The following is a 23166-nucleotide window of genomic DNA, read 5'->3' as shown; positions in this document are numbered from 1 at the left end:
CCGGCCTCTTCGCGGCTAAAGCCGCTCCCACAGGTACTTCACAGATTTCAGTGGCTGCGCTGTACCTGTGGGAGCGGCTTTAGCCGCGAAGAGGCCAGCACAGGAGTAACTAGATATCCCGGGCGTAAGCCACTGCCGCATCTACCTGCGCCCGCGTCGGCCGTACCCCGGTGTACAGCACAAATTGCTCCAGCGCCTGCAGCGCTATCACCTCCAACCCGGTAATCACCGGCTTGCCCAACGCCTGGGCCCGGCGGATCAACGGCGTCTGTTCCGGCATCGCCACCACATCGAACACCCGCTCCGCCGCCGCTATGGCCTGCTCGGAAAACGCCAGCGCCTCTGCCTCCGGCCCGCCTGCCATACCGATCGGCGTCACGTTCACCAGCATCGGCGGGCAAATGTCGCCCAGCTCCGGCACCCAGCGATAACCACACACATCCGCCAGTTGCCGACCGGCCTGCTCGTTGCGCGCAACGATGACGCCTTCGGCAAAGCCGGCATCGCGCAGGGCACTGGCCACAGCCTTGGCCATTCCGCCACTGCCGCGCAAGGCAAAGGCGGTGCCCGGATCGACCTGATGCTGCGCCAGCAACTGGCGCACGGCCAGGTAATCGGTGTTGTAGGCTTTCAGGTGGCCATCGGTATTGACCAAGGTATTGACCGACTCGATGGCAGCCGCCGACGGGTCGATTTCGTCGACCAGGGCCATGCACGCCTCCTTGTACGGCATCGACACGCCGCAACCGCGGATACCCAGCGCGCGGATACCCGCCACCGCCGCAGGCAGGTCATCGGTGCACATGGCCTTGTAGTAGAAGTCCAGGCCCAACTGCTGGTACAGGTGGTTGTGAAAACGTACGCCGAAGGTACCGGGGCGGCCGGCCAGGGAGATGCACAGCACGGTATCCCTGCTGGGAGTTGTCGACATAACCTGCTCCTTTGTCATAACTGAAACGTTTGTGCAGCGTAACAGAGGCAACCACTGGTCGTCCCTTACACAACCTTTACCGTTCCCCTGTGCTCAGCTGACAGAGACTGGAGTCATATTAGTAAGGCCCCGAACGTGGGGTTTCTCTGCGAGGTGCTCCATGAGCCGTCACATTCCCGGAATCGCCCTGCTGGTCGGCGCCTTGGCCATCAGCGGGCCCGCTGCTGCCCACGGCGGCCATGGCGGCGGTGGCTGGTATGGGCCGGGCCCGATCCTGGGTGCGGCGGTGGTCGGTGCTGTGGTGGGGGCAACGGTTTATGGCGGGCGTGACCGTACCGTGTACGTCGAACGCCAGCCGGTCTATTACGGGCCGCCGCCGGTGTACGTGCAACCGCCGCCGCAACCCGTGTACTACCAACCGTACTACGCGCCGGCACCGCCACCCCCGGGCTACCGCACCTACTACGGCCCGCCACCGGTGTATTACGGCCCGCCGCGCTGGTAACGGTTGATAGAACTAATGACCACTATCGACGAAGTTGATTTCAAACCGCTCAGGCTGCTGCGTATGGTAGAGCCATGTTTCACAGGAGGTCCACATGGCCACTATCCAGATCATGTCCGTTGTCGGCAGCGCCGTTCCCACTTCACTGCGTGAGCAGGGCCTGCTGGCATGCTGGTACCTGGTGCGCAACGGCGAAGCCGTAAGCGGCCCGATGCCGACCCTTGCCTCGGCCCAGGCCCTGGTCGAGCAGTTGCAACCAGGCACCCTGGTCGCCTGACCCGAATTTGTTGTGCGTTGCTCCCTACGCCCTTATGGCCCGCCGATCTGGCGGGCTTTTTTTTGCCAAAACGCCTGGCTGGAAGTTTGAGGTGGCGCGCAAATCGAGCACCGCCCACGCGGCGCATCGCGATGCACGCTCGCGCCTACAGTTTTTTCGGGCCAGTGATTTTTGTCGCCACAGCCAACTGGCTGGTCAGCGCCAGGACCTTGCCTTGTAGCCGCCCTACGCTTAACACCAGCTCGTTGCGCTCCCGGGCAAATTGGTCAGCTTTGGCCTCTGCCTCTCTGCGAGCATCCCGCTCAATGTCCAGCAGCTCGGTCAGTCGGCGGATGACTGCAATATCTGCGCTGTCCATCGCACGCTCGGTTGCATCCCTGGACAACCACTTGCGCAGCCATAGAAATGCCCCCAGTAACACAGTGCCCGTTCCGCTCAGCCAAGTGACTGTGCCCAGGCCGAGGTCGGTCGGATCCATGTGAACCTCATTACAGATGATGATGCGATGAGCCCGGGAGAAAAATGTCTCGCTGGCTTTATTTGTTTGTGCATTTAATTTAGCCTACAGCTAACTACACCACAAGAGCCAATTTAGCCATGCGCACATTTAGCAGCAAGCTAAACACTGGCATGCTTCGCCCCATGGACATCTACGACATTCGCAAGCACAACCTGGTCAAGCTCATTGGCAGCCAGAGGAAGGGATCCTGCGCAGAACGCTGGGGCATGGCGCCTGCACACCTGAGCCAGATCCTTTCCGACAAGACCGCGAAAAACTTGGGCGATGACGTGGCCCGCAGAATCGAGGGCATCGAAGGTTTGCCACGGGGTTGGTTCGACGCACTGTCGGCAGGCGACCCTGTGCAGGCGTCGGTCGAAACGGGCGACGGCAAGCTTTCGGCGGCCGACCTGGTCAAGCAGATGCTTGCCAGAAGCGGCAGAGGCATCCCTGAAGAAACCCGGCAAAGGTTGCTGGCCGCTGCAGAAGAACCGCAGGATGCCACGCTGGTAAAGGCTGAGCGTGTTCGCCCTGGCCTGGTCGGTGACGAGGTGTGGATTGCCCACTACGATGTGCGGGCTGCCATGGGCGGGGGCCAGATCCCCCACGACTACCCCGAAATGTTCAAGGACGTTCGCGTCAGCCCCAGCCATCTGCGCGAACTGGGTGTGGCGTTCACAGAACATCACCACCTGAAGATGGTAACGGGCTGGGGCCAGTCGATGGAGCCGACCATCAAGCACCGCGACCCGCTGATCGTCGATGTCAGCATTCGCGAGTTCGTTGGCGATGGCATCTACTTCTTTTCTTGGGGCGACCACATCTACATCAAGCGACTGCAGATCGCTGATGAGGACCATTTCGAGATGATCTCCGACAATTCGCGGCACAAAGACCGCATGATTCGCCGAGAAGAGACTTACATTCAGGCCAGGGTGCTATTGGTGTGGAATGCCCACCTTGTGTAGAACGAAGCCCGCCCGGCCCGGCGGGCGTTTGCTGGTAGCTAGAAAGGTGCCGCCGCCTCCACACGCTCCTCGCTGTCCTGCCCAACGATAAAGTCGTCACGCTCTTCCACGCTGCTGCGCGCCCAGCGCACTGTCACGCTCTGGTCATCGTTGAAGGTCAGGTCCAGCTCGGGCGTTTCCAGCAGCCGGCCCATCACTTCCTCCCATTCCGCGTCACCGTCGGTCTCCAGGCGATGCACAACGACCCAGCGCTGCGTCTGCGCGACCGGGTGGTTGATCATCGACGAAACCCGCAAGCCAAGCCGCTCTACCCCGGTCATTTCCTGGCACTGCTGAGGTGCTGCCATCATGTGCTTAGACATATTCCCATCCTGATAGCTGTATATTCGTACAGTATTCCAGGAAAGCTTATCTCACCGCCAAATCCAGCGTAAAGCCCCGCCGCAGAAAAATTTCGCCCACAGGTAATTACGGCGGCCCTACAACCCGACTGACCCGGTAAACTCGACGGTGCCATTTTCCAAGGTGTGCCCATTGTTGCGATTCATCAAAAGAAAGTTCTCCAGATTGCTGCGAAAGTGGTTTGTCTACCTCGCGGTTGCAGGGCTGGCGGGCAACTACAGCCGATTGTTCGATCATCTTTCACTCTGGAAGCCTTGGCGCCTTGCCAAGGGCGTAGCGGCATACCTCATTGCATACTGATGCGCCTTTAACAAAGCACAGGATTAAATTTCGTTCACCTTGCGCCCTTTAGTCATAAGGCATTCGACAGCGTTTAGGCCATACTCCACAATGCAGCGGTTTGGGGGAAACCCTTGCACAGCCAACGACATACCACCTTTTAGTGAGCCTCAACGTGAAAACATCCCTGTCCATCCTCAGCCTGCTGCTGTTGCTCACAGGTACCGCGACCCTTCCGTCGACAGCTGCTGCACAACCCCCGGCCCAAGTCCAACGTGACCCGTCCAAGCTGCATCTGGCTTCAGGCAGCGCGCTGCTGGTCGACCTGAATACCAACCAGGAGTTGTATTCGAGCCACGCCGACCGCGTGGTGCCGATCGCCTCGGTCACCAAGCTGATGACAGCGATGGTGGTACTGGATGCCAAGCTGCCCATGGATGAAATGCTCACCATGACCATCGCCAACAACCCGGAAATGAAAGGCGTGTATTCCCGCGTGCGCCTGGGCAGCCAACTCGACCGCCGCGAGACCCTGCTGATTACCCTGATGTCGTCGGAAAACCGTGCGGCCAACAGCCTGGCCAACGCCTACCCCGGCGGCTACCCGGCGTTCATCAAGGCAATGAATGCCAAGGCCCGCAGCCTGGGCATGGCACATACTCGCTACGTTGAGCCGACCGGCCTGTCGACGCAGAACGTGTCCACCGCACGCGACCTGGCCAAACTGCTGATGGCCTCGCGCAAGTACCCGATGCTGAGCGACCTGTCGACCACCCGTGAAAAGACCGTGGCCTTCCGCAAGCCCAACTACACCCTGGGCTTCCGTAACACTGACCACCTGGTGAACAAGAGCAACTGGGACATCAAGCTGACCAAGACCGGGTTCACCAACGAAGCCGGGCACTGCCTGGTGCTGCTGACCCGCATGGACAACCGCCCGGTGGCCATGGTCATCCTCGATGCCTTCGGCAAGTACACCCACTTTGCCGATGCCAGCCGCATGCGCCAGTGGCTGGAGACCGGCGCAGCCAAGCCGGCACCGGCAGTGGCCATGCAGTACAAGAGCGAGCGGCAGAACAAGGGGCGCATAGCGTCCGAATAACCGCCTGGCCCTGGCGCTGCGCAAAACCTGTGTAGGCGCAGCCTTGTGTCGCGATGGGTCGCAAAGCGGCCCCGGCAATTGATGCGGCGAAGCTGAAATCCTGGGGCCGCTTTGCGGCCCATCGCGACACAAGGCCGCTCCTACAGGTTGTTGCGCGAGACAGTCAGGCCGTGGCGCTGACCATCCCGCCCGAACTGCTGCCACCCTCTTGCTGCAACAGCTCCAGCAGCTGCGCCGTGGCAGCCATGATCTGCCCGTTGATGGTGGCAATGCTTGCCTGCTTGGCGCCCACCGCAGCCGCCTTGGCCGTTTCATCCATCTTGCTGTTCTGCAGCGCGGCCAACTGCTTCTGCTCCTCGACCAGTTGCTTCTGCAGGTCCTTGATCAGCTGACGCAGCTCGGATACGGCCTCTGACTCGCCACTGTCTTCACTGTCCGCAGGTTGTGCCTGGCTACCCGCTGAAACTTTCATGCTGTCGCTACTGATGCTCAAAGGGCCCAGCGCCTCACCGGCCTGTTTTGCCTGTTCGCGTTCAGTGGCTGCGTTGGCGCTCAGCGTCTGCGCTGAAACGCCGTTGATCATCAGGTTGCTAGCCGTAATTGCGCTCATGTCTATTCCCTGGCTGAAAGATAAGTCCTTGCCGTAACCCCCTATCGGCCATTGCGCACAGTTCTTTAGCCCGCCTAAATTCCCCCGCGACTGGCTCGTTCCAACACATGTACTTGCGCAGGAGCCGGAGCCCCGGCGGGCCTCCATATCGACCATTCAGGGAATCGCAGCCATGAGCCAGTCCTCACAGCAGGAAACCATCAAAGATCTGATCGGCGTGGGCTTCGGCCCTTCCAACCTGGCCTTGGCCATTGCTCTGGAAGAACTCGCCGAGTCCCAGGGCCACGCCCTCGACGCACTGTTTATCGACAAGCAGCAGGACTACCGCTGGCACGGCGAAACCCTGGCCACCCAGAGCGAGCTGCAGATCTCGTTCCTCAAGGACCTGGTGTCATTGCGCAACCCCACCAGCCCCTACAGCTTCGTCAATTACCTGCACCAGAAGCAGCGCCTGGCCGACTTCATCAACCTCGGTACCTTCTACCCCTGCCGCCTGGAGTACAACGACTACCTGCGCTGGGCCGCCGAACATTTTGCCACCCAGGCGGTGTACGGCCAGGAAGTGCTGCGCATCGAACCTGAGGTGCAGGCTGGCCGGGTCGAGCACCTGCGCCTGGTTTCGCGCGACGCCCAGGGCCGCGAATACAGCCGCCGAACACGCTCGGTGGTGGTCGGCAGCGGCGGCACGCCGAAAATCCCGGAAAAGTTCGGTGCCTTCAAGGACGACCCGCGGGTATTCCATCACTCCCAGTACCTGAGCAGCCTGAACAAGCTGCCGTGCACCGCCGGCAAACCGATGCGCATCGCAGTGATCGGTTCGGGCCAAAGCGCCGCCGAGGCATTCATCGATCTCAATGACAGCTACCCGTCGGTGAAGGTCGACATGATCCTGCGTGGCTCGGCCCTCAAACCCGCCGACGACAGCCCGTTCGTCAACGAGATCTTCTCGCCGGACTACACCGACCTGGTCTACAACGAACCGGCCGACCAGCGCAGCAAACTGCTGGGCGAATACCACAACACCAACTACTCGGTGGTGGACCTTAACCTGATCGAACGCATCTACGGCATCCTGTACCGGCAGAAGGTCGCCCACCAGCACCGTCACAACGTGCTGTGCCGCCGCCAGGTCGAAGCCGTAGTAGCTACCCGCGAAGGCCTGGAACTGACCCTGCGCGACCTCGCCACCGGCCAGCAGCAAACCCACCGCTACGATGCCGTGATCCTCGCCACCGGCTACGAGCGCCGCTCGCACCGTGACCTACTGGCGCCGCTGGCCGGTTACCTGGACGATTTCAGCGTCGATCGCAATTACCGCGTACTGGCCAGCCCCGATCTGCAGGCCTCGGTGTACCTGCAGGGCTTCTGCGAGACCAGTCACGGCCTGAGCGACACACTGCTCTCGGTGCTGCCGGCCCGCGCTGCGGAAATCGGCCGAGCGCTGTACCAGGACCTGGCGCAATTGCACGGTAAACCGCAACCGGCAGTGGCCCTGACCCGCGCCTGACCTTTCTACTGCATGCCTTCAAAGCCGGCCTGACGCCTCGCGCGCAGGCCGGCTTTGCATTTAGAAACATTTGCTTGCATTTAAATCGGCAGGTTTTCAATTCTCATTCGTCCTTATCAGTACAGCCCTCTTTGGTTGGGCATACGCTCGACCACCCATTGCAGAAGACCGTCTGATGGCCAAATCACCGAAAAAATCCAAATCCAGGCTGTGGTTCCTGGTCCATAGCTGGCTCGCCCTGCCGATCTGGTTCTTTGTGCTGATCGTCTGCTTTACCGGCATGCTCGCCGTGGTCAGCCAGGAGATCGTCTGGCTCGCCGACCCGGCCGTGCGTGCCAACAAGCCCGACGCAGACGTCGAGCGTTTGAGCTTTCAGCAGGTGCTGGAAGCCTTGAACAAGGCCGAGCCGGACATGGTGGTAGAGCGCCTGAGCCAGCCGGATGGTTCGCACTTCGCAGTAAAAGCCAGTGTCACCCTGCCTGACGGCACCAGCCCAACGCTGTATGTAAACCCCTACACAGCGGCCATTCAGGGCAAGACCCCGGACTTCAACTTCGAAGCCTTCACCCGCGCCCTGCATGGCTGGTGGCTGGTGCCGTTCACCAACGGTTTCAGTTGGGGCTGGTACCTGGTGTCATTGCTTGGCCTGCCTATGCTGGCTTCGCTGGTCACCGGCCTGGTGGTGTACAAGAAGTTCTGGAAGGGCTTTTTCAAACCCGTGCGCACCGGCCATGGCTCGCGGATTTTCTGGGGTGACGTGCACCGCCTGGCCGGGGTGTGGTCGATCTGGTTCATTGCGGTCATTGCCATCACCGGCACCTGGTTCCTGATCCAGGCGATCCTGTTCGACAACCACATCACCATATCCAGCCGGCCCATCGTGCCGGTGATTGCCCGTGAAGAAGTGCCACAGACCCAAGATGGCAGCCCGGCCTCACGCATCGACCTGGATGAGGCAGCGCGCATCGCCGGCCTGGCGATCCCGGGGCTGGAGGTGAATGCCATCTCGCTTCCCGCCACCGCCTACAGCCACATCACCCTGTCCGGCCCGGGCTGGTACCCGTTGATGTTCCAGAGTGCTTCGGTAAACCCGTACACAAGCAATGTCGACAGCCAGTTCCTGATCAGCGACCGCTCGGCGCTGGAGTTCGTCACCGAATCCATGCGCCCGCTGCACACCGGCGACTTCGGCGGCCTGCCGATCAAGCTGATCTGGTTCTTCTTCGGGCTGATCCTGACCTTGATGGTGCTCAGCGGCTTGCTGATCTGGACCAAACGCACCGCCCAGGCCACCGCCGCCGCCCTCAAACGCAGCGGGCGAGCCCCCCGTGCGGCACGCAGTGAAACCACCGTGGAGATCCACTCATGAGCCAAGCCCAAGCCCTGCCCGCCAGCCCGCTGAAGCAGCTATGGCTGAAGTGGCGTTTTCACCTGAACATCCTGTTGATCCTCATCCCGCTGGGCTTCATGCCCAAGTACTTCGCCGACGCAAAACTGTTCCGCGGCGAAGCCGGCCTTGGCGCCAACGTGATCAGCAATATCCAGGTTGGCCCGTACAGCCTCGACCTGGCCGAACTGCGTGACGAGGCGCCACGTGCCGACGGCCCCGCCGGCTACTTCAAGTCGTTCAATGCGTCGCTGTGCAAGGCGTGCGTCAAGGACGTCAAGGCAGCCTACCTGCGTATTGGCAAACCACGCAGCCTGCGCGCCGCCGGCACGATTTTCTTCGGCGCGCCTTACAACATGGGCACCTCGCTGCCGATCTCGCCGCGCACCAAACCCGACGCACAGATCTGGATCACCCTGGAAGGCTGGGACGGCAGCATGCACCAGGCGTCGGTCCCCCTGGCCAAAGCATCGCCAGCCACCGTGGCCTGGCTCGAAAAACAAGGAGGCAAGAAATGAAACAGCTGATGCAAACACTCGCCCTGCCCTTGCTGGTGCTGGCCGCCGGCCCCGCCCTGGCGCATAACCCGATGTGCGAATGCGAAGAAACGGCCGGCGGCCAGGTCAAGTGCACCGGCGGCTTCTCGGACGGCAGCGGTGCCCCCGGGGTGACCCTGGATGTGATCGGTTATGACGAGCAGGTGCTGGTCGGCGGCAAGCTTGGCGACGACTCGACGCTCACCTTCAAGCGCCCGGACGGCGAGTTCTACGTGCTGTTCGACGCCGGCCCCGGGCATGTGGTGGAAGTCGACTACGCCGATATCGCCCAGCCATGAGCCGCGCCCAAGTAATTCGCCCGGCCGGCGCCGGCCACGAAACCCTGTACGTGCTGCTGATCAGCCTGCTGATCGTGGTGCTCGCCGCCAGCGTGGTGCTGCTGCGTGGTGAGCGCGAAGACGAACAGACCATCGCCGGCCACCAGATTGACGCCCGCCGCGACCTCACCGCCGCCGAGCAAGGCCTGTACACCGACCTGCGGGTGGCCTTCGACGAGATCCAGCTGCTGCGTGAAGAAAACGCTGCCGTGCCTAGCGTGCAGGCGCTGGCCGAAGAAGGTCTGCCGCCCTTCGTGGTCGATGCCGGCAGCCAGAGCCGTGGCGGCCACCAATGGTCGTGGCTGGAGCCCGGCGCCTACCTGGGCCGCAGCCAGGCCCCTGAAGTCGCCGGCAGCCTGCTGCTGATCCTGCCGGCCGACAGCACTGGCCAAGCCGATATCTGGCTGCGTCGCGACAGCGCCGCCATGGCCCCGGACGACCTCGGCCAGGCGGCACTGATTGCCGCTGGCTGGCAGCAGGTGGTCAGCCACTACGACGCCGGGGTTACCCGCGAACACCGTCACTGAACCCAAGGACTTCCCCATGTTCCGCTCCGCCCTCGCCCTGCTCCTGGCCCTTGCCCTGCCGGCAATGGCCCTGGCCGATAACGGCAAGCCGTTGCGCATCGGCATCACCCTGCACCCCTACTACAGCTACGTGACCAACATCGTCGGCGACAAGGCCGAAGTGGTGCCGCTGATCCCAGCGGGCTTCAACCCCCACGCCTACGAACCACGGGCCGAGGACATCAAGCGCATCGGCACCCTGGATGTAGTGGTGCTCAACGGCGTCGGCCACGACGATTTCGCCGACCGCATGATCGCTGCCAGCGAAAAGCCAGGTATCAACACCATCGAAGCCAACCAGAACGTTCCGTTGCTGGCCGCCACCGGCATTGCCGCCCGCGGCGCTGGCAAAGTGGTCAACCCGCACACCTTCCTGTCGATCAGCACCACCATCGCCCAGGTCAACAACATCGCCCGCGAACTGGGCAAGCTTGACCCGGACAACGCCAAGCTCTACACGCAAAATGCCCGGGCCTACGCCAAGCGTCTGCGTACCCTGCGTGCCGAAGCCCTGGCCAAGGTCACCGAGGCCCCCAGCGCCACCTTCCGGGTTGCCACCATCCACGCCGCCTACGATTACCTGGTCCGCGACTTTGGCCTGGAGGTGACCGCCGTGGTCGAACCGGCCCATGGCATCGAACCCAGCCCAGCCCAGCTGAAAAAGACCATCGACCAGCTCAAGGCCCTGGACGTGCGGGTGATCTTCTCGGAAATGGACTTCCCGTCGGCCTATGTCGAAACCATCCAGCGCGAATCTGGCGTGCGCCTGTACCCGCTGACGCACATCTCCTATGGCGAATACACCAAGGAAAAGTACGAGGTGGAAATGAAGCGCAACCTCGACACCGTGGTCCGCGCCATCCAGGAGAACCGCGCATGACCGCCGCAGCCAACCTGGTGACGGCTTTCGGGCCGCGCATCGAGTTCGCTGGCATCGACCTGACGCTAGGCCGCACACGCATCCTTGAACAGGTCGGTTTCAGCGTGGCGCCAGGCAGCGTGCACGCCATCGTCGGCCCCAATGGCGGCGGCAAGAGCTCGCTGATCAAGACCCTGCTCGGGCAAATGCCGCATCAGGGCCAGCTGACCCTGCATTGGCCGAGCGAACGCGAAGTGATTGGCTATGTGCCGCAGGCCCTGGAGTTCGACCGCGGCCTGCCGATGACCGTGGACGACTTCATGGCCGCCATGTGCCAGCGCCGCCCGGCCTTTCTCGGCCTGTCCCGGCGTGTGCAACCGGCCATCGACGCGGCCCTGGCGCAAGTCGGCATGCTCGACAAGCGCAAGCGGCGCATGGGTGCGTTGTCCGGGGGCGAGCGACAGCGCGTGTTGCTGGCCCAAGGCTTGATCCCCGAGCCGCAGTTGCTGGTGCTGGATGAACCCATGTCGGCACTCGATGAAGCCGGTATCCAGGTGTTCGAGCAGTTGCTGAAGGGCTGGCGCCAGGCTGGCACCACCGTGCTGTGGATCGAGCACGACCTGGAAGCCGTGCTGCGCCTTGCTGACCGGGTAACCGGCCTGAGCCGCAAGGTGCTGTTCGACGCTCCACCCGCCCAGGCCCTGACCCCGGAGCGCCTGCTCGGCCTGTTCTCCGTTCACCCGCGTAGCGAGAGCCTTGCCTCATGAGTTTTGAAGCATTTCGCCAACTGGTCCAGGACTGGGCCACCGCTGGTTACCTGCCCGAGGCATTGGCCTACGGTTTCGTGGTCAACGCCCTGCTGGCCGGCCTGATGATCGGCCCAGTGCTGGGAGGCCTGGGCACCCTGGTGGTGGTCAAGCGCTTTGCCTTCTTCTCCGAGGCCGTGGGCCATGCCGCGCTGACCGGCGTGGCCATCGGTATCCTGCTGGGCGAGCCCTACACCGGCCCTTACGGCAGCCTGTTCGGCTACTGCCTGCTGTTCGGTATCCTGCTCAATTTCCTGCGCAACCGTACCGGGTTGTCGCCGGACACGCTGATTGGCGTGTTCCTGTCGGTGTCGCTGGCGCTGGGCGCCAGCCTGCTGCTGATGCTGGCAGGCAAGATCAACGTGCACATCCTCGAGAACGTGCTGTTCGGCTCGGTGCTGACAGTCAGTGGCCAGGACCTGGTGGTGCTGGGCATCGTCGCGGTACTGGTGCTGGCCTTGGCGCTGCCGCTGTACAACCGCATCATGCTGGCCAGTTTCAACCCACAGCTGGCCGCGGTGCGCGGGGTAGCGGTAAAAACCCTGGACTACCTGTTCGTGGTGCTGGTGACTTTGGTGACCGTGGCCGCCGTGAAGGTAATCGGGGCCATCCTGGTCGGTGCGCTGCTGGTCATCCCCGCTGCCGCCGCACGCTTGGTCAGCCAGTCGCTCAAGGGCTTTTTCTTCTTGTCGGTGGTGATTGCCACCATCAGCACCCTGTTTGGCATCCTGCTGCCGATCGTTTTCGACCTGCCGGTGCCGTCAGGCGCCGCGATCATCCTGGTCGCCGGCATCTGCTTTGCCCTGGCCGCCCTGGCCCGCGCCCTCGTCCCCCGCCTGCAAGGAAACCCGGCATGAATTTCAAACGCCTTACCCTGGCGCTGGCCCTGGCCGGCCTGCCGTCGCTGTCCTTTGCCACACAAGTGCTGACCACCCTGCCCGTCACCCACAGCCTGGCCAGCGCGCTGCTCGACGGCACTGCAGTACAGCTAAAACGCGCAGCGCCGGCCAACCTGCCGGCCAGCCGCCAGCCGTCGTACTTCAGCGGGCGCGGTGGCGCCAGCCTGGAAAAGGCCGCACAGCAGGCCGACGCGGTGATCGGCGTGCGTTCGATCTGGCGAGACGACCCGCTGTACCCAATGGCCCGGCGCAGCAACATCCGTATCGTCGAAATCGATGCCGCACGGCCGGTGGATGGCGCGCTGCCTGGGATTGCGGTCTCGGGTGACGATGCCTATGGCGCCTACCCCTGGCTCAACCCGACCAACCTCGGGCGTATGGCCGATGTGGTGGCCAACGACCTGGAGCGCCTGGCACCGGGTGACAAAGCGAAGATCCAGGGCAACCTGGCGGGGCTCAAGCGCCAGTTGCTGGAGCTTTCTGCCGCCAGCCAGACACGCCTGGCCAAGGTCGACAACCTGACGGTGGTGAGCCTGTCCGAGCGGTTGGGTTACCTTGCCAGCGGGTTGAACCTGGATGTGGTGGAGCAGCCGCTGCCGACCGAATGGGATGCTGCCGCGCTCAAGGCGCTGGAGGCGAACCTGAAAGCGCAGGCTGTGGCACTGGTGCTGGACCATCGCCAGCCAGACGCGGCTGTAGCCGAAGTGATCAAGGCAGCCGGGGCCAAGCTGGTGGTGGTGGAGAGTGACCCTGACGATGCATTTGCAGGGTTGAAGGCCAGTGTCGACCAGGTGGTGGGGGCATTGGGCGAAAGCTGATGGTGCCTGCGCCGGCCTCTTCGCGGGTAAACCCGCTCCCACAGGGACCTCACTGCCTTCCGAACCAGTGGTATCCCTGCAAAGGCCTTGAGGTACTGCGCTGACCTCATGGTCAGTGCTAACCCTGTGGGAGCGGGTTTACCCGCGAAGAGGTCGGCACAGGCAACACATGACTAACGCTTCATGCACCGCTGATAGCGCTCATCCACCCGCCCGGCAAACCACGCCGTGGTCAGCTTGCGGGTGATCTTCGGGCTCTTCAGCTCGATCCCCGGCAACACCGCCCGTGGCACCGGTTTGCCGGCTTTGGCATCGGCCTGGGCAAACACACCGCTGTACAGTTTGCTGTCCTCGAACGCCAGGCTGTCACCCTCCCCCAGCTGGCTGCGAATCTGCGGGTTACGCAGCCCCAGCTTCACCCCGAGCTTTCTCGCGGCCTGCTCGGTGGTGCCTGGCATGATCGCCCCCGGTGCAACCAGGTCGCCGTCCAGGGCAAGCGGCACGCCGGTCGCCTTGCTCAATGCCGCCTGGAACGCGGCGTTGCGGCTGGCGTACCAGCCCGCGTTGAAATCGGCAAAACGGTACAGCTGGCGTTCATAACTGGCCGGGTAGCCCAACAGGTGGGCAATACCGAAATACATGCCGCCGCGCCGGGTGAACACTTCCTGGCGAATCGTGCCGTCATGGCTGTAGGGGTAAGCCTGCGCATGCTTTTCGGCGAAGTCGATGCTGACCTGCATCGGCCCGCCGGTGTGCACCGGGTTCAGCCCGTCCAGCAAGGTCTTGCCCAGCGGCACACGGGCAATGACCTCGTCATACAGCTCGCTCAGCTGCTTCTCGCTGCGCACTGCCTGCAAACGCTGCTGGTAGCTCTGGCCGTTGCCCGAAGGGGTTTTCAGAGCGCCGTCGACCAGCAGTCTGGGAATATGCAGGCGTGCGGCACGGCGGTCGATTTCCTCACGGGCGATACGCCCCAGGTTGGGTACCTGCGGATCGGCAGTGAAGGTCGATTCCTGTTCGGTCACCGCGAGTACCGCACACAGATTGCTTTTGCTTGGCGTTATACGCTGGGCTTCGAATGCCACTTGAATGTCCCTGGCCCAGCCCTCGCGATCCTTGGCCTGGGCAGGCAGCAACCGCAGCAGCTGGGCACGGACCTTGGCCGGATCAGCTTCTGGGACTTCTTCACGGCGCCCGGCACAGCCTTGCAGCAGTGCCAGGGCCATCAACCCGGCAGCCAGTAACCGGCCGTTCAGGGCTGTTCACCGACCAGGTAGGTTTTGCTGATGTGGCGGAACAGCGGGTGGCCGGCACTGCCCATCAATTCGAACAACACCATCTCACGGGTCACCACTTGCGCCCCGGCGGCACGCATGCGCGCCAGGCCCGCCGCCTTGCTGGCCGGGGTGCGGCTGTCGCAGGCATCCTCGACCACGAACACCTGCTTGCCCAGCGTCAGCAGGCCAAGCACCGTCTGTAGCACGCAGACATGGGTTTCCATACCACACACGATCACCTGCTCACGCGCCATCAGGCTGGCCGGCAGGCACTCGGCGGCCACGCAGGAAAAATGGCTTTTCTCCACCACTTCGGCGGCCGGTGCTGCGGCCAGCAGTTGCGCCAAAGTATGGCCCAGGCCCTTGGGATACTGCTCGGAAATCACCGTCGGCAACTCCAGCTCGGCGGTCGCCGCCAACAACCAGCGTGCCCGCGCCTGAGTACCCTCGGGGTCGCTCATGGCGCCGATGAGTTTTTCCTGGATGTCGACGACCAGCAGCGTGGCCTTGTGTGGATCGATCAGCATTGTCCGCCCCTTGCCTGGGAAAAGGCCTAGCCTCCACCAGGCAAGCGGTGACGTCAATCAGGCAGAAAGCCGGAACGGTTCCAGTGAAGCCGTCAGCGCGCCGAGCACGTGGTCTTCCTGCTCATGGATGAAGAAGTGGCCACCGGGAAACATCTGCAGCGAGAACTCGCCCTGGGTCTCTTGGCGCCAGGCCTGCAATTGCTCGTCGCTGGCCCGGTCCTGCGCGCCGCCCAGCACGTGCAGCGGGCACTGCAACGCCGGCCGCTGGCGGTAGGCGTAGGTGCCGCAGAGCAGAAAGTCGGCGCGCAGGATAGGCAAGGTCAGGCTCATCAGTTCGGCGTTGGCCAGCACTTCCTCGGGGGTACCCTGAAGCTCGCGCAACTCGCTGATCAGCTCGGCGTCACTCTTGGGCTCGCGCCAGTTCTTGCCGTCGTAGTCCTCACGCCGCGTGGGCGCCGCCGTGCCGCAGGCGAACAGCGCCAATGGCGGCGGGCAGCCCAGCGCTTGCAGCTCATGGGCCAGCTCGAACGCCAGCAGCGCGCCCAGGCTGTGCCCGAGCAGCGCATAGGGGGCATTGGCCGCCAGGCGCTGCTCGCTGGCCAGTTGCCGGGCAAGGGCTTGCATGTCGGTGTGCAGCGGCTCGGCCATGCGCGCACCACGCCCGGGCAGCTCCACCGGGCGTACTTGCAGCCAGGCTGGCAGCTTGCGTCGCCAGCGGCTGTAGACCATGGCGCTGGCCCCGGAATACGGCAGGCACAGCAGGTTCAGTGGATTCACTGAGTAGCGGCTTCGGCCATTTTCTGGCGCAGGCTCAGCGGGCGCATGTCGGTCCACACCTCGTCGATGTAGGCCAGGCAGTCCTTTTTCAAACCACTCTTGCCCACGGCACGCCAGCCGTTGGGGATGGCCTTGTAGTCCGGCCAGATCGAGTACTGCTCTTCGTGGTTGACCACTACCTGGAACTGAATATCGTCGCGGTCGAAAACGGAAGTCATTGCCTGTCTCCTTGAATGGTTAGTGCCGCTGCACGCCTGGTGCAGGGGGGCTTTCAAGTAGACGTAGCAAGCGTTGAAAAAATTAGAGGAACTGACGCGCCACCGTGTGGGAGCGGCCTTGTGTCGCGATAGGGCCGCAAAGCGGCCCCCCGATTTCGGCGTTTCCAATGAAACAGCCGGGGCTGCTGCGCAGCCCTATCGCGACACAAGGCCGCTCCCACAAAGAGCAAGCGGTGCAGAAATCAAAGGTCAGGCATCACGCAGCAGGTCGTGGGTATCGAGCAGGCGGAAGGCGACCTGAGGGTTGCGCTCCAGCCCACGCCGAATTGCCGCCGGGATCGACTGCCGGGTCTTGCGGCACAGACCCGGCTGGTCATCCAGTTCAATGACGATACCGCGCATGGTCCGCACTTCGTTGTAGCCGGGGGCAATGTGCACGCGGATGCCGAGGTTTTCGTACAGGCGTTGCTGCAGGCGTTGCAGGTCCTCGAGGTCCTTGAGGTTTTCCAGGCGTTCAAGCAGGCGCTTTTCTTCCTGACGGGTCAGCAGGAGGATGCGCTGGGCCGCCTGCGGGTGATCGACCAAGTGTTCCCGGCCGCAGTCGCAGGCACCAGGAGGGCAAGGTTGGCGCAGAGGCGGTGGTGTGGTCATGGAGCAAGCATAGCCCGGCAAAGGCCTCAAAAAAAACTTTCCTGTCAGGATAAAAAATTTCACAAACCGCTAGACCGTCACCCCTCATTTCGCCTATAAATCGCCTAAAGGAAATTTATATTCCTGACAAGAAACACCACTTCGCCCCCTCGCGAAGCTTCTTTTGCCCTTGTGCCCGACCTGCCCCACTCCATCACGAGGCCTATCCGACATGCACCCCGCTCCCGATCACTTCATCCTGCGCGTCAGTTGCCCGGCCGTGTCCGGCATCGTCGCCGCGGTGACCACCTACCTGGCCGAGCACGGTTGCTACATCAGCGAGATGGCGCAGTTCGACGACGAGGACAATGGGCGCTTCTTCATGCGCGCCGTGTTCCGCTTCAACACCGGTATCAGCGGTGACACGCCGCAACTGGAGGCTGGCTTTACCGACGTGGCCCAGCGCTTCGATATGCAGTGGAGCCTGCACAGCAGCGCCCGGCCGATGCGCGTGCTGCTGATGGTGAGCAAGTTCGACCACTGCCTGTCCGACCTGCTGTACCGCCACGCCAAGGGCGAGCTGGACATGCACATCACCGCCGTGGTCTCCAACCACCTGGACCTGCGACCGATGGCCGAGCGCCAAGGCATCCGCTTCGTCTACCTGCCGGTGACCCAAGACACCAAGGCCGAACAGGAAGCCGCGCTGCTGCGCATCGTCGAGGACACTGGCACCGAACTGGTGGTGCTGGCGCGCTACATGCAGATCCTCTCCGATGACCTGTGCCGCCAGCTGTCGGGCCGGGCGATCAATATCCATCACTCGTTCCTGCCCGGTTTCAAAGGTGCCAAGCCCTACCACCAGGCCTACCAGCGCGGGGTCAAGCTGATTGGCGCTACCGCCCACTACGTGACCAGCGACCTGGACGAAGGCCCGATCATCGAGCAGGAAGTGCAGCGCGTGGACCACGCCTACGCCCCGGCGGATCTGGTGGCCATCGGCCGCGACACCGAAACCATCGCCCTTTCCCGCGCCGTGAAATACCACCTTGAACACCGGGTATTCCTCAACCACGACCGCACGGTGATCTTCAAATGAACACCCTTCCCAGCGTCAAGCTGATCGATGGCAAGGCTACCGCCGCGCGGGTGCTGGCCGAAGTGCGCGAGCAAGTGCAGCAACTGCGCCACGGCGGCGTGCAACCGGGCCTGGCCGTGGTGCTGGTGGGCGCCGATGCCGCCAGCCACGTGTACGTACGCAACAAGGTGCTGCGCGCCGAAGAGGTGGGCATCCGCTCGCTGGAACATCGCCTGCCCGCCGACACCACCCAGGCCCACCTGCTGACCTTGATCGACCGCCTGAACCTCGACCCGGAGGTAAACGGCATCCTCGTGCAACTGCCGTTGCCCGGGCACATCGACGAGCACCGTGTATTGCAGGCCATCAACCCGCTCAAGGACGTGGACGGCTTCCACAGCGAGAACGTGGGTGGCCTGGCCCAGGGCCGCGATGTGCTCACCCCGTGCACCCCCAGCGGTTGCATGCGCCTGCTGCGCGACGCCTGTGGCGAACTGCGCGGCAAGCATGCAGTGGTAGTCGGCCGCTCGAACATTGTCGGCAAGCCCATGGCTGCCCTGCTGCTGCAGGCCGACTGCACGGTGACCGTGGTGCACTCGCGCAGCCGCGACCTGCCGGCGCTGTGCCGCCAGGCCGACATCCTGGTGGCCGCGGTGGGCAAGCCACGGCTGATCGGTGCCGACTGGCTCAAGCCCGGCGCGGTGGTGATAGACGTCGGCATCAACCGCGTCGATGACGGCGGCCACAGCCGCCTGGTCGGTGATGTCGACTTCGCCGCTGCCCTGCCCCAGGTCGCCGGCATTACTCCGGTGCCCGGTGGCGTCGGCCCGATGACCATCGCCTACCTGATGAAAAACACCCTGCTCGCCCTCGACCTGCAGCAACAGGCCGCCCACCAGGAGCGCACCGCATGCCTTTCGCCCTGCTGAAATACGGCCTGAGTGCCGACTACCCGGTGGAGGTCGACCTGCCGCCACCGTGCGAACTCAAGCCACGCTATGACGTGGTGATCATTGGCGGCGGTGGCCACGGCCTGGCCATCGCCTACTACCTGGCCAAGTACCACGGCGTCACCAACGTCGCCGTGCTGGAAAAGGCCTACCTGGGCGGTGGCAACACCGCACGCAACACCGCGGTTATCCGCTCCAACTACCTCACCAGCGAGGGTGTGCGCTTTTACGCAGAATCGGTGCGCATGTTCCAGAACCTGTCGAACGAGTTCGACTTCAACATCATGTATTCCGAGCGCGGCCAACTCACCCTGGCGCACACCGATGCCACCGTGCGCGCCTTCCGCCAGCGTGCCGAGGTCAACAGGCACTTTGGCGGGCGTACCGAAATGATCGACCGCCAACAGATTCGCGAACTGGTGCCCAGCCTCAACCTCGACCCTGGCCACCTGCCGGTACTGGCGGGCCTGTGGCACATCGACGGTGCCACCGCGCGCCACGACGCCGTCGCTTGGGGCTACGCCAAGCAGGCAGCCAAGCGCGGCGTGGAAATCCACCAACTGACCGAAGTACAGGACCTGCTGATTCGCAATGGCCGCATCGAAGCGGTCAAGACCAACCGGGGCACGGTGCAGTGCGGCTGTGTGGTCCAGGCCGTAGCCGGCGCCAGTTCGCTGCTGATGGCCAAGGCTGGCATCCGTGCGCCGATCCACACTTACCCGCTACAGGCCATGGTCACCCAGCCATTCAAACCGTTTCTCGACCCGCTGGTGAGTTCTTCGGCGCTGCACTGTTACGTGCAGCAAACCAGCCGGGGAGAAATTGTCTTTGGCGGCGGCTCCGACCCTTACCCGCTGTACAACACCCGCTCCACCCTGGACCTCAAGGAAAGCCTGCTGGCCCACGCCATCGAGATGTTCCCGTTCATGGCCAACGCCAAGCTGATGCGCCAGTGGGCCGGGATGACCGACATGACCCCGGACTACAGCCCGATCATGGGCCTGTCGCCGGTACACAACTACTACCTGGACGCCGGCTGGGGCACCTGGGGCTTCAAGGCCACACCAATCTGCGGCAAGACCATGGCCGAGCTGGTGGCCAGCGGCGGCCAGGTGCCCGAAATGATCGCCCCCTTCGCCCTGGAGCGCTTCAGCCGCTTTCAGCAAGTCAACGAAATGGGCGCAACTGCGGCCAGCCATTAGGAGCATCAACGATGAAGATCCTGACCTGCCCCTTGAACGGCCCGCGCAACATCAGCGAGTTCACCTACGGCGGCGAGTTCAAGCACATGCCCGACCCGGCCAGCTGCAGCGACGCCGAGTGGGCCGACTATGTGTTCAACAGCGACAACCTGGCCGGGGTGGTGACCGAGTGGTGGCTGCACAACGCCTCCAGCTACTGGTTTCTGGCCGAGCGCCACACGGTGAGCGACCAGGTGCTGCGCACCTTCGACCCGAAAGCATTGTTCGACCGCCGGGTCGACTTCACCCCCGCCGCCACCCCGGAGATCGCCGGATGAACAGCCACACTCGCCTCCCCGCACCCATGGGCCTGCTGATCGACCGCGAGCGGCCCTTGCTTTTCCAGTTCGACGGCCAGGCCTGCCAGGGCTTTGCCGGTGACACCATTGCCAGCGCCCTGCTTGGTGGCGGTCGCTGGCTGTTGTCACGTTCGTTCAAATACCATCGCCCACGCGGCCCGCTGAGCATGGCCGGGCAGGATGCCAACACCCTGGTGCAGTTGCCTGAAGAACCCAACGTGCTGGCCGACCTGGAGCTTGCCCGCGAGGGCCAGGTGGTCGAAGGGCAGAACTTCAACGGCAGCCTGGAGCATGACCGCGACGCCTACCTGGGCAAGTTTTCCCGCTTCATGCCGGTGGGCTTCTATTACCGCTCGTTCTACAAGCCCAAGGGCATGTGGAAAGTGTGGGAGCCGCTGATTCGCAAGAAGGCCGGCCTGGGGGTGCTCGACCTTGGCTTCAAGCCGCAGTATTACGACAAAGCCTATCTGTTCGTTGATGTGGCGGTGATCGGCGGCGGCCCCGCCGGCCTGCGCGCCGCGCTGGACGCGGCCAATGCCGGGGCCAAGGTGCTGCTGATCGAACAACAGCCGGTGCTGGGCGGCTCGCTCACCTACGCCCGCTTCGACATCGCCGGCACCCGCGCCGCCAGCCTGCGCCAGGAGCTGCTGGCCGCCATCGAGGGCCACCCGAACATCCAGGTGCTGCTGGATGCCACCTGCAACGGCTGGTTCACCGACAACTACCTGCCGGTGATCCAGCACAAACGCTTGTACAAGGTGCGCGCCAGCCGTTGCCTGGTGGCGGCCGGTTCGTTCGATCAGCCGGTGGTGTTCCGCAATAACGACCTGCCAGGCGTGATGCTGACCAGCGCCGCCCAGCGGCTGATGAAGCTGTACGCAGTCAAGCCGGGCCAGCGTGCGGTGATCCTCACCGGCCACGATGACGGCTACCTGGCCGCCCTCGACCTGCAGGAGCAAGGCGTAGCCGTAGCCGCCGTGGTCGATATGCGCGCCGCGCCAGCCGATGCCGCACTGGCCGCCGAACTGAAGCGCCGCGATGTCCCCGTGCACCTGGGCAGCACGGTGTACGAAGCGCTGCACGAAACAGGCATGCGCCATGTCAGCGGCGTGGACATTCGCCCGATCACCGGCCAGGGCAAGGTCGGCGCGCATGGCCTGCGCCTGGCCTGCGACTTGCTGTGCATGTCGGCGGGCTACATGCCGGTGTATCAGTTGCTGTGCCAGGCCGGTGGCAAGCTGGCCTATGACGTCAACCGTGACGAGTTCACCCTCAGCAACCTGCCGGCCGGGCTGGATATCGCAGGCTCGGTGAACGGCCGTCACGCGCTGGCCAACGTGCTGGCCGATGCCACACGCGGGGCCGCCGAAGCAGTGGCAGCGCTGGGCCTGCAAGCACCGTCGCAGCCGGTGTTCAGCGCCGAAGCCAAGGTCAATTTCCCCTGGCCGATTTTCCCGCACCCCAAAGGCAAGGATTTCGTCGACTTCGACGAAGACCTGCAAGTGCGCGACATCGTCAACGCCACCCGCAGTGGCTACCGCGACATACAACTGGTCAAGCGCTTCTCCACGGTCGGCATGGGCCCGTCCCAGGGGCGCCATTCGGCGCTGCCCACTGCACGCCTGGTCGCCCATGCCACCGGCCGCAGCATCAGCGAGACCGGGGTGACCACCGCCCGCCCACCGTTCCAGGCAGAAAAACTGGCGCACGTGGCCGGTCGTGCCTTCGATCCGTACCGGCAAACACCCATGCACCGTCGCCACCTGCAAGCCGGGGCGAAAATGATGCCTGCCGGTATCTGGCAACGCCCGGCCTACTACGGCAAGCCAGAGGAACGTGAGCGCTGCATGCAGGAAGAAGCCCGCCATGTGCGCGAAAAAGTCGGCCTGATTGACGTTTCTACCCTGGGTGGCCTGGACGTACGCGGCCCAGACGCCGCAGAACTGCTGGAGCGCGTGTACACCTTCGGCTTTGCCAAGCTGCCGGTCGGCCGCACCCGCTACGCGCTGATGACCAACGAACAGGGCGTGGTGATAGACGACGGCGTCTGCGCACGCCTGGGCGAGCAACACTTCTATGTCACCGCCACCACCAGCGGCGTCGACGGCATCTATCAACAGATGCTGAAGTGGAATGCGCAGTGGCGCCTGGACGTGGACATCACCAACGTCACCGCCGCCCTGGCTGCCGTCAACCTGGCCGGGCCACTGTCACGCCAGGTGCTGGCCAAGGTGTGCGGTGACGTGGACCTGTCGGCCGAAGCCTTCCCTTACCTCGGCGTACGCCAGGGCAAGGTGGCCGACATCCCCGCACGCATCCTGCGGGTCGGCTTCGTTGGTGAGCTGGGGTATGAGGTGCATGTGCCAGCGCGCCATGCCGAGCGCCTGTGGGACGAACTGATGCAAGCCGGTGCAGGCCTGGGTATTCGCCCTTTCGGCGTGGAGACCCAGCGCCTGCTGCGCCTGGAAAAAGGCCATGTGATCATCAGCCAGGACACCGACGGCATGACCCACCCGGCAGAGATCGACATGCAGTGGGCCATCGGCCGCAAGAAGCCGTTCTTCGTCGGTAAGCGTTCCATCGAAATCCTTGAGGCGCAGCCGCTCAAGCGCAAGCTGGTCGGCTTCACCCTGCCACAGGGCAGCCCGCAGCCACTTGAGGGGCACCTGGTACTGGACGGGCCGGACATCACCGGCAATGTCACTTCCTGCGAGTACTCGCAAACCTTGGGGCAGATCATCGGCCTGGCCTATGCCGGCGCCCACCAGGCCACCCCAGGCATGCACATCCCGATCCGCGTGGAGGGCGGCGCGATGGTGCATGCCAAGGTGGTGCAACTGCCCTTCCACGACCCCGACAACCTGCGCCAGGAGCTCTGAC

At 63.6% G+C, this 23166-nt stretch carries 27 protein-coding genes; 18 read left to right on the top strand and 9 right to left on the bottom strand.

The window, feature by feature from the left end; all coding sequences use genetic code 11:
- Nucleotides 1–109 precede the first annotated feature (109 nt).
- Nucleotides 110–931 (bottom strand): shikimate 5-dehydrogenase, encoded by an 822-nt coding sequence (locus JOY50_RS04885; protein WP_243054858.1) that lies wholly within the window; start codon nt 929–931, stop codon nt 110–112.
- 160 nt (nt 932–1091) lie between these two features.
- On the opposite strand from JOY50_RS04885, the gene JOY50_RS04880 reads away from it, so the two are divergent.
- Both JOY50_RS04880 and JOY50_RS04875 read left to right on the top strand, forming a co-directional pair.
- Entirely contained in the window at nt 1092–1436 is a 345-nt protein-coding gene (locus tag JOY50_RS04880; protein ID WP_243054857.1) for a hypothetical protein, read from the top strand.
- 94 nt (nt 1437–1530) lie between these two features.
- Complete coding sequence (locus JOY50_RS04875) at nt 1531–1713, top strand: hypothetical protein (protein ID WP_028613209.1); 183 nt, start codon at nt 1531–1533, stop codon at nt 1711–1713.
- A 145-nt stretch (nt 1714–1858) separates the two neighbouring features.
- On the opposite strand, the gene JOY50_RS04870 is transcribed toward JOY50_RS04875, so the two are convergent.
- Nucleotides 1859–2191, bottom strand: coding sequence for a hypothetical protein (locus tag JOY50_RS04870; RefSeq protein ID WP_019473702.1), 333 nt, complete (start codon nt 2189–2191; stop codon nt 1859–1861).
- Nucleotides 2192–2355: 164 nt separating this feature from the next.
- Between JOY50_RS04870 and JOY50_RS04865 the strand changes: the two genes are divergently transcribed.
- Nucleotides 2356–3180 carry a S24 family peptidase gene (locus JOY50_RS04865; protein ID WP_132842037.1) on the top strand — a complete coding sequence of 275 codons (825 nt, stop codon included), beginning with the start codon at nt 2356–2358 and terminating at the stop codon, nt 3178–3180.
- A 38-nt stretch (nt 3181–3218) separates the two neighbouring features.
- Here JOY50_RS04865 and JOY50_RS04860 read toward each other — a convergent pair whose 3' ends face one another.
- Nucleotides 3219–3542 carry a DUF1654 domain-containing protein gene (locus JOY50_RS04860; protein WP_132841219.1) on the bottom strand — a complete coding sequence of 108 codons (324 nt, stop codon included), beginning with the start codon at nt 3540–3542 and terminating at the stop codon, nt 3219–3221.
- Nucleotides 3543–4036: 494 nt separating this feature from the next.
- Here JOY50_RS04860 and pbpG point away from each other — a divergent pair, with 494 nt between their 5' ends.
- The gene (gene pbpG, locus JOY50_RS04855) at nt 4037–4963 is read left to right on the top strand and encodes a D-alanyl-D-alanine endopeptidase (RefSeq protein WP_132841372.1); all 927 of its coding nucleotides are present in this window, start codon (nt 4037–4039) and stop codon (nt 4961–4963) included.
- A gap of 163 nt (nt 4964–5126) precedes the next feature.
- Here the strand turns inward: pbpG and JOY50_RS04850 are convergent, their stop codons facing one another.
- The gene (locus JOY50_RS04850) at nt 5127–5573 is read right to left on the bottom strand and encodes a hypothetical protein (protein WP_132841374.1); all 447 of its coding nucleotides are present in this window, start codon (nt 5571–5573) and stop codon (nt 5127–5129) included.
- A gap of 172 nt (nt 5574–5745) precedes the next feature.
- On the opposite strand from JOY50_RS04850, the gene JOY50_RS04845 reads away from it, so the two are divergent.
- From JOY50_RS04845 to JOY50_RS04805, 9 genes are all read left to right on the top strand, one after another.
- On the top strand, nt 5746–7080 hold the full coding sequence (locus JOY50_RS04845; protein WP_132841377.1) for a lysine N(6)-hydroxylase/L-ornithine N(5)-oxygenase family protein: 1335 nt from the start codon (nt 5746–5748) through the stop codon (nt 7078–7080).
- A gap of 175 nt (nt 7081–7255) precedes the next feature.
- Nucleotides 7256–8449: a PepSY domain-containing protein gene (locus tag JOY50_RS04840; RefSeq protein WP_138736818.1), complete on the top strand. Its 1194-nt coding sequence runs from the start codon at nt 7256–7258 to the stop codon at nt 8447–8449.
- Nucleotides 8446–8985 (top strand): thiamine pyrophosphate-binding protein, encoded by a 540-nt coding sequence (locus JOY50_RS04835; protein WP_138736819.1) that lies wholly within the window; start codon nt 8446–8448, stop codon nt 8983–8985. Before JOY50_RS04840 ends, JOY50_RS04835 begins: the two co-directional genes overlap by 4 nt.
- A complete protein-coding gene (locus JOY50_RS04830; protein WP_138736820.1) occupies nt 8982–9302 on the top strand; it encodes a hypothetical protein in 321 nt (106 codons plus the stop codon). The genes JOY50_RS04835 and JOY50_RS04830 overlap by 4 nt, the downstream gene beginning before the upstream one ends.
- Complete coding sequence (locus JOY50_RS04825) at nt 9299–9868, top strand: DUF6162 family protein (RefSeq protein ID WP_243054856.1); 570 nt, start codon at nt 9299–9301, stop codon at nt 9866–9868. Before JOY50_RS04830 ends, JOY50_RS04825 begins: the two co-directional genes overlap by 4 nt.
- Before the next feature lie 16 nt (nt 9869–9884).
- Nucleotides 9885–10787: a metal ABC transporter substrate-binding protein gene (locus JOY50_RS04820; RefSeq protein WP_028613215.1), complete on the top strand. Its 903-nt coding sequence runs from the start codon at nt 9885–9887 to the stop codon at nt 10785–10787.
- Nucleotides 10784–11533, top strand: coding sequence for a metal ABC transporter ATP-binding protein (locus tag JOY50_RS04815; RefSeq protein WP_132841382.1), 750 nt, complete (start codon nt 10784–10786; stop codon nt 11531–11533). Before JOY50_RS04820 ends, JOY50_RS04815 begins: the two co-directional genes overlap by 4 nt.
- Nucleotides 11530–12429: a metal ABC transporter permease gene (locus JOY50_RS04810; protein WP_028613217.1), complete on the top strand. Its 900-nt coding sequence runs from the start codon at nt 11530–11532 to the stop codon at nt 12427–12429. The genes JOY50_RS04815 and JOY50_RS04810 overlap by 4 nt, the downstream gene beginning before the upstream one ends.
- The gene (locus JOY50_RS04805) at nt 12426–13289 is read left to right on the top strand and encodes a metal ABC transporter solute-binding protein, Zn/Mn family (protein WP_243054855.1); all 864 of its coding nucleotides are present in this window, start codon (nt 12426–12428) and stop codon (nt 13287–13289) included. Before JOY50_RS04810 ends, JOY50_RS04805 begins: the two co-directional genes overlap by 4 nt.
- 173 nt (nt 13290–13462) lie before the next feature.
- On the opposite strand, the gene JOY50_RS04800 is transcribed toward JOY50_RS04805, so the two are convergent.
- From JOY50_RS04800 to JOY50_RS04780, 5 genes are all read right to left on the bottom strand, one after another.
- Nucleotides 13463–14515 carry a DUF1615 domain-containing protein gene (locus tag JOY50_RS04800; protein ID WP_243054854.1) on the bottom strand — a complete coding sequence of 351 codons (1053 nt, stop codon included), beginning with the start codon at nt 14513–14515 and terminating at the stop codon, nt 13463–13465.
- Between the two features lie 26 nt (nt 14516–14541).
- Entirely contained in the window at nt 14542–15093 is a 552-nt protein-coding gene (locus JOY50_RS04795; RefSeq protein ID WP_028613220.1) for a hydrolase, read from the bottom strand.
- 57 nt (nt 15094–15150) lie between these two features.
- On the bottom strand, nt 15151–15870 hold the full coding sequence (locus JOY50_RS04790) for a thioesterase II family protein (protein WP_243054853.1): 720 nt from the start codon (nt 15868–15870) through the stop codon (nt 15151–15153).
- Nucleotides 15867–16088, bottom strand: coding sequence for an MbtH family protein (locus JOY50_RS04785; protein ID WP_016499090.1), 222 nt, complete (start codon nt 16086–16088; stop codon nt 15867–15869). Before JOY50_RS04785 ends, JOY50_RS04790 begins: the two co-directional genes overlap by 4 nt.
- A gap of 249 nt (nt 16089–16337) precedes the next feature.
- Nucleotides 16338–16739 (bottom strand): hypothetical protein, encoded by a 402-nt coding sequence (locus tag JOY50_RS04780; RefSeq protein ID WP_138736824.1) that lies wholly within the window; start codon nt 16737–16739, stop codon nt 16338–16340.
- A 211-nt stretch (nt 16740–16950) separates the two neighbouring features.
- Between JOY50_RS04780 and purU the strand changes: the two genes are divergently transcribed.
- Genes purU through JOY50_RS04755 form a run of 5 tightly spaced genes read left to right on the top strand, consistent with a single transcriptional unit; the run spans nt 16951 to nt 23165 of the window.
- A complete protein-coding gene (gene purU, locus JOY50_RS04775; protein WP_138736825.1) occupies nt 16951–17817 on the top strand; it encodes a formyltetrahydrofolate deformylase in 867 nt (288 codons plus the stop codon).
- The gene (folD, locus tag JOY50_RS04770; RefSeq protein WP_132841397.1) at nt 17814–18725 is read left to right on the top strand and encodes a bifunctional methylenetetrahydrofolate dehydrogenase/methenyltetrahydrofolate cyclohydrolase FolD; all 912 of its coding nucleotides are present in this window, start codon (nt 17814–17816) and stop codon (nt 18723–18725) included. Before purU ends, folD begins: the two co-directional genes overlap by 4 nt.
- Nucleotides 18707–19948: an FAD-dependent oxidoreductase gene (locus tag JOY50_RS04765; RefSeq protein WP_132841399.1), complete on the top strand. Its 1242-nt coding sequence runs from the start codon at nt 18707–18709 to the stop codon at nt 19946–19948. Before folD ends, JOY50_RS04765 begins: the two co-directional genes overlap by 19 nt.
- 11 nt (nt 19949–19959) lie before the next feature.
- Entirely contained in the window at nt 19960–20265 is a 306-nt protein-coding gene (locus JOY50_RS04760; protein ID WP_028613225.1) for a sarcosine oxidase subunit delta, read from the top strand.
- Entirely contained in the window at nt 20262–23165 is a 2904-nt protein-coding gene (locus tag JOY50_RS04755) for a 2Fe-2S iron-sulfur cluster-binding protein (RefSeq protein ID WP_243054852.1), read from the top strand. The genes JOY50_RS04760 and JOY50_RS04755 overlap by 4 nt, the downstream gene beginning before the upstream one ends.
- Nucleotide 23166: the final 1 nt, after the last annotated feature.

Source organism: Pseudomonas sp. BP01 (assembly GCF_022760795.1).
GTDB classification, from domain to species: domain Bacteria; phylum Pseudomonadota; class Gammaproteobacteria; order Pseudomonadales; family Pseudomonadaceae; genus Aquipseudomonas; species Aquipseudomonas putida_Q.
The sequence above is the reverse complement of the archived record's forward strand: the minus strand, read 5'-3'. Positions and strand labels throughout refer to the sequence as shown.

Bases quoted from the DNA above. Each gene is read 5' to 3' on its own strand.
- JOY50_RS04875 (WP_028613209.1), top strand. From the start codon at position 1,531: ATGGCCACTATCCAGATCATGTCCGTTGTCGGCAGCGCCGTTCCCACT.
- JOY50_RS04825 (WP_243054856.1), top strand. From the start codon at position 9,299: ATGAGCCGCGCCCAAGTAATTCGCCCGGCCGGCGCCGGCCACGAAACC.
- JOY50_RS04820 (WP_028613215.1), top strand. From the start codon at position 9,885: ATGTTCCGCTCCGCCCTCGCCCTGCTCCTGGCCCTTGCCCTGCCGGCA.
- JOY50_RS04755 (WP_243054852.1), top strand. From the start codon at position 20,262: ATGAACAGCCACACTCGCCTCCCCGCACCCATGGGCCTGCTGATCGAC.
- JOY50_RS04810 (WP_028613217.1), top strand. From the start codon at position 11,530: ATGAGTTTTGAAGCATTTCGCCAACTGGTCCAGGACTGGGCCACCGCT.
- folD (WP_132841397.1), top strand. From the start codon at position 17,814: ATGAACACCCTTCCCAGCGTCAAGCTGATCGATGGCAAGGCTACCGCC.
- JOY50_RS04765 (WP_132841399.1), top strand. From the start codon at position 18,707: ATGCCTTTCGCCCTGCTGAAATACGGCCTGAGTGCCGACTACCCGGTG.
- JOY50_RS04835 (WP_138736819.1), top strand. From the start codon at position 8,446: ATGAGCCAAGCCCAAGCCCTGCCCGCCAGCCCGCTGAAGCAGCTATGG.
- JOY50_RS04850 (WP_132841374.1), bottom strand. From the start codon at position 5,573: ATGAGCGCAATTACGGCTAGCAACCTGATGATCAACGGCGTTTCAGCG.
- JOY50_RS04760 (WP_028613225.1), top strand. From the start codon at position 19,960: ATGAAGATCCTGACCTGCCCCTTGAACGGCCCGCGCAACATCAGCGAG.
- JOY50_RS04780 (WP_138736824.1), bottom strand. From the start codon at position 16,739: ATGACCACACCACCGCCTCTGCGCCAACCTTGCCCTCCTGGTGCCTGC.
- JOY50_RS04840 (WP_138736818.1), top strand. From the start codon at position 7,256: ATGGCCAAATCACCGAAAAAATCCAAATCCAGGCTGTGGTTCCTGGTC.
- JOY50_RS04880 (WP_243054857.1), top strand. From the start codon at position 1,092: ATGAGCCGTCACATTCCCGGAATCGCCCTGCTGGTCGGCGCCTTGGCC.
- JOY50_RS04860 (WP_132841219.1), bottom strand. From the start codon at position 3,542: ATGTCTAAGCACATGATGGCAGCACCTCAGCAGTGCCAGGAAATGACC.
- JOY50_RS04885 (WP_243054858.1), bottom strand. From the start codon at position 931: ATGTCGACAACTCCCAGCAGGGATACCGTGCTGTGCATCTCCCTGGCC.
- JOY50_RS04795 (WP_028613220.1), bottom strand. From the start codon at position 15,093: ATGCTGATCGATCCACACAAGGCCACGCTGCTGGTCGTCGACATCCAG.
- JOY50_RS04845 (WP_132841377.1), top strand. From the start codon at position 5,746: ATGAGCCAGTCCTCACAGCAGGAAACCATCAAAGATCTGATCGGCGTG.
- JOY50_RS04785 (WP_016499090.1), bottom strand. From the start codon at position 16,088: ATGACTTCCGTTTTCGACCGCGACGATATTCAGTTCCAGGTAGTGGTC.
- JOY50_RS04800 (WP_243054854.1), bottom strand. From the start codon at position 14,515: ATGGCCCTGGCACTGCTGCAAGGCTGTGCCGGGCGCCGTGAAGAAGTC.
- JOY50_RS04805 (WP_243054855.1), top strand. From the start codon at position 12,426: ATGAATTTCAAACGCCTTACCCTGGCGCTGGCCCTGGCCGGCCTGCCG.
- JOY50_RS04865 (WP_132842037.1), top strand. From the start codon at position 2,356: ATGGACATCTACGACATTCGCAAGCACAACCTGGTCAAGCTCATTGGC.
- JOY50_RS04830 (WP_138736820.1), top strand. From the start codon at position 8,982: ATGAAACAGCTGATGCAAACACTCGCCCTGCCCTTGCTGGTGCTGGCC.
- JOY50_RS04815 (WP_132841382.1), top strand. From the start codon at position 10,784: ATGACCGCCGCAGCCAACCTGGTGACGGCTTTCGGGCCGCGCATCGAG.
- purU (WP_138736825.1), top strand. From the start codon at position 16,951: ATGCACCCCGCTCCCGATCACTTCATCCTGCGCGTCAGTTGCCCGGCC.
- JOY50_RS04870 (WP_019473702.1), bottom strand. From the start codon at position 2,191: ATGGATCCGACCGACCTCGGCCTGGGCACAGTCACTTGGCTGAGCGGA.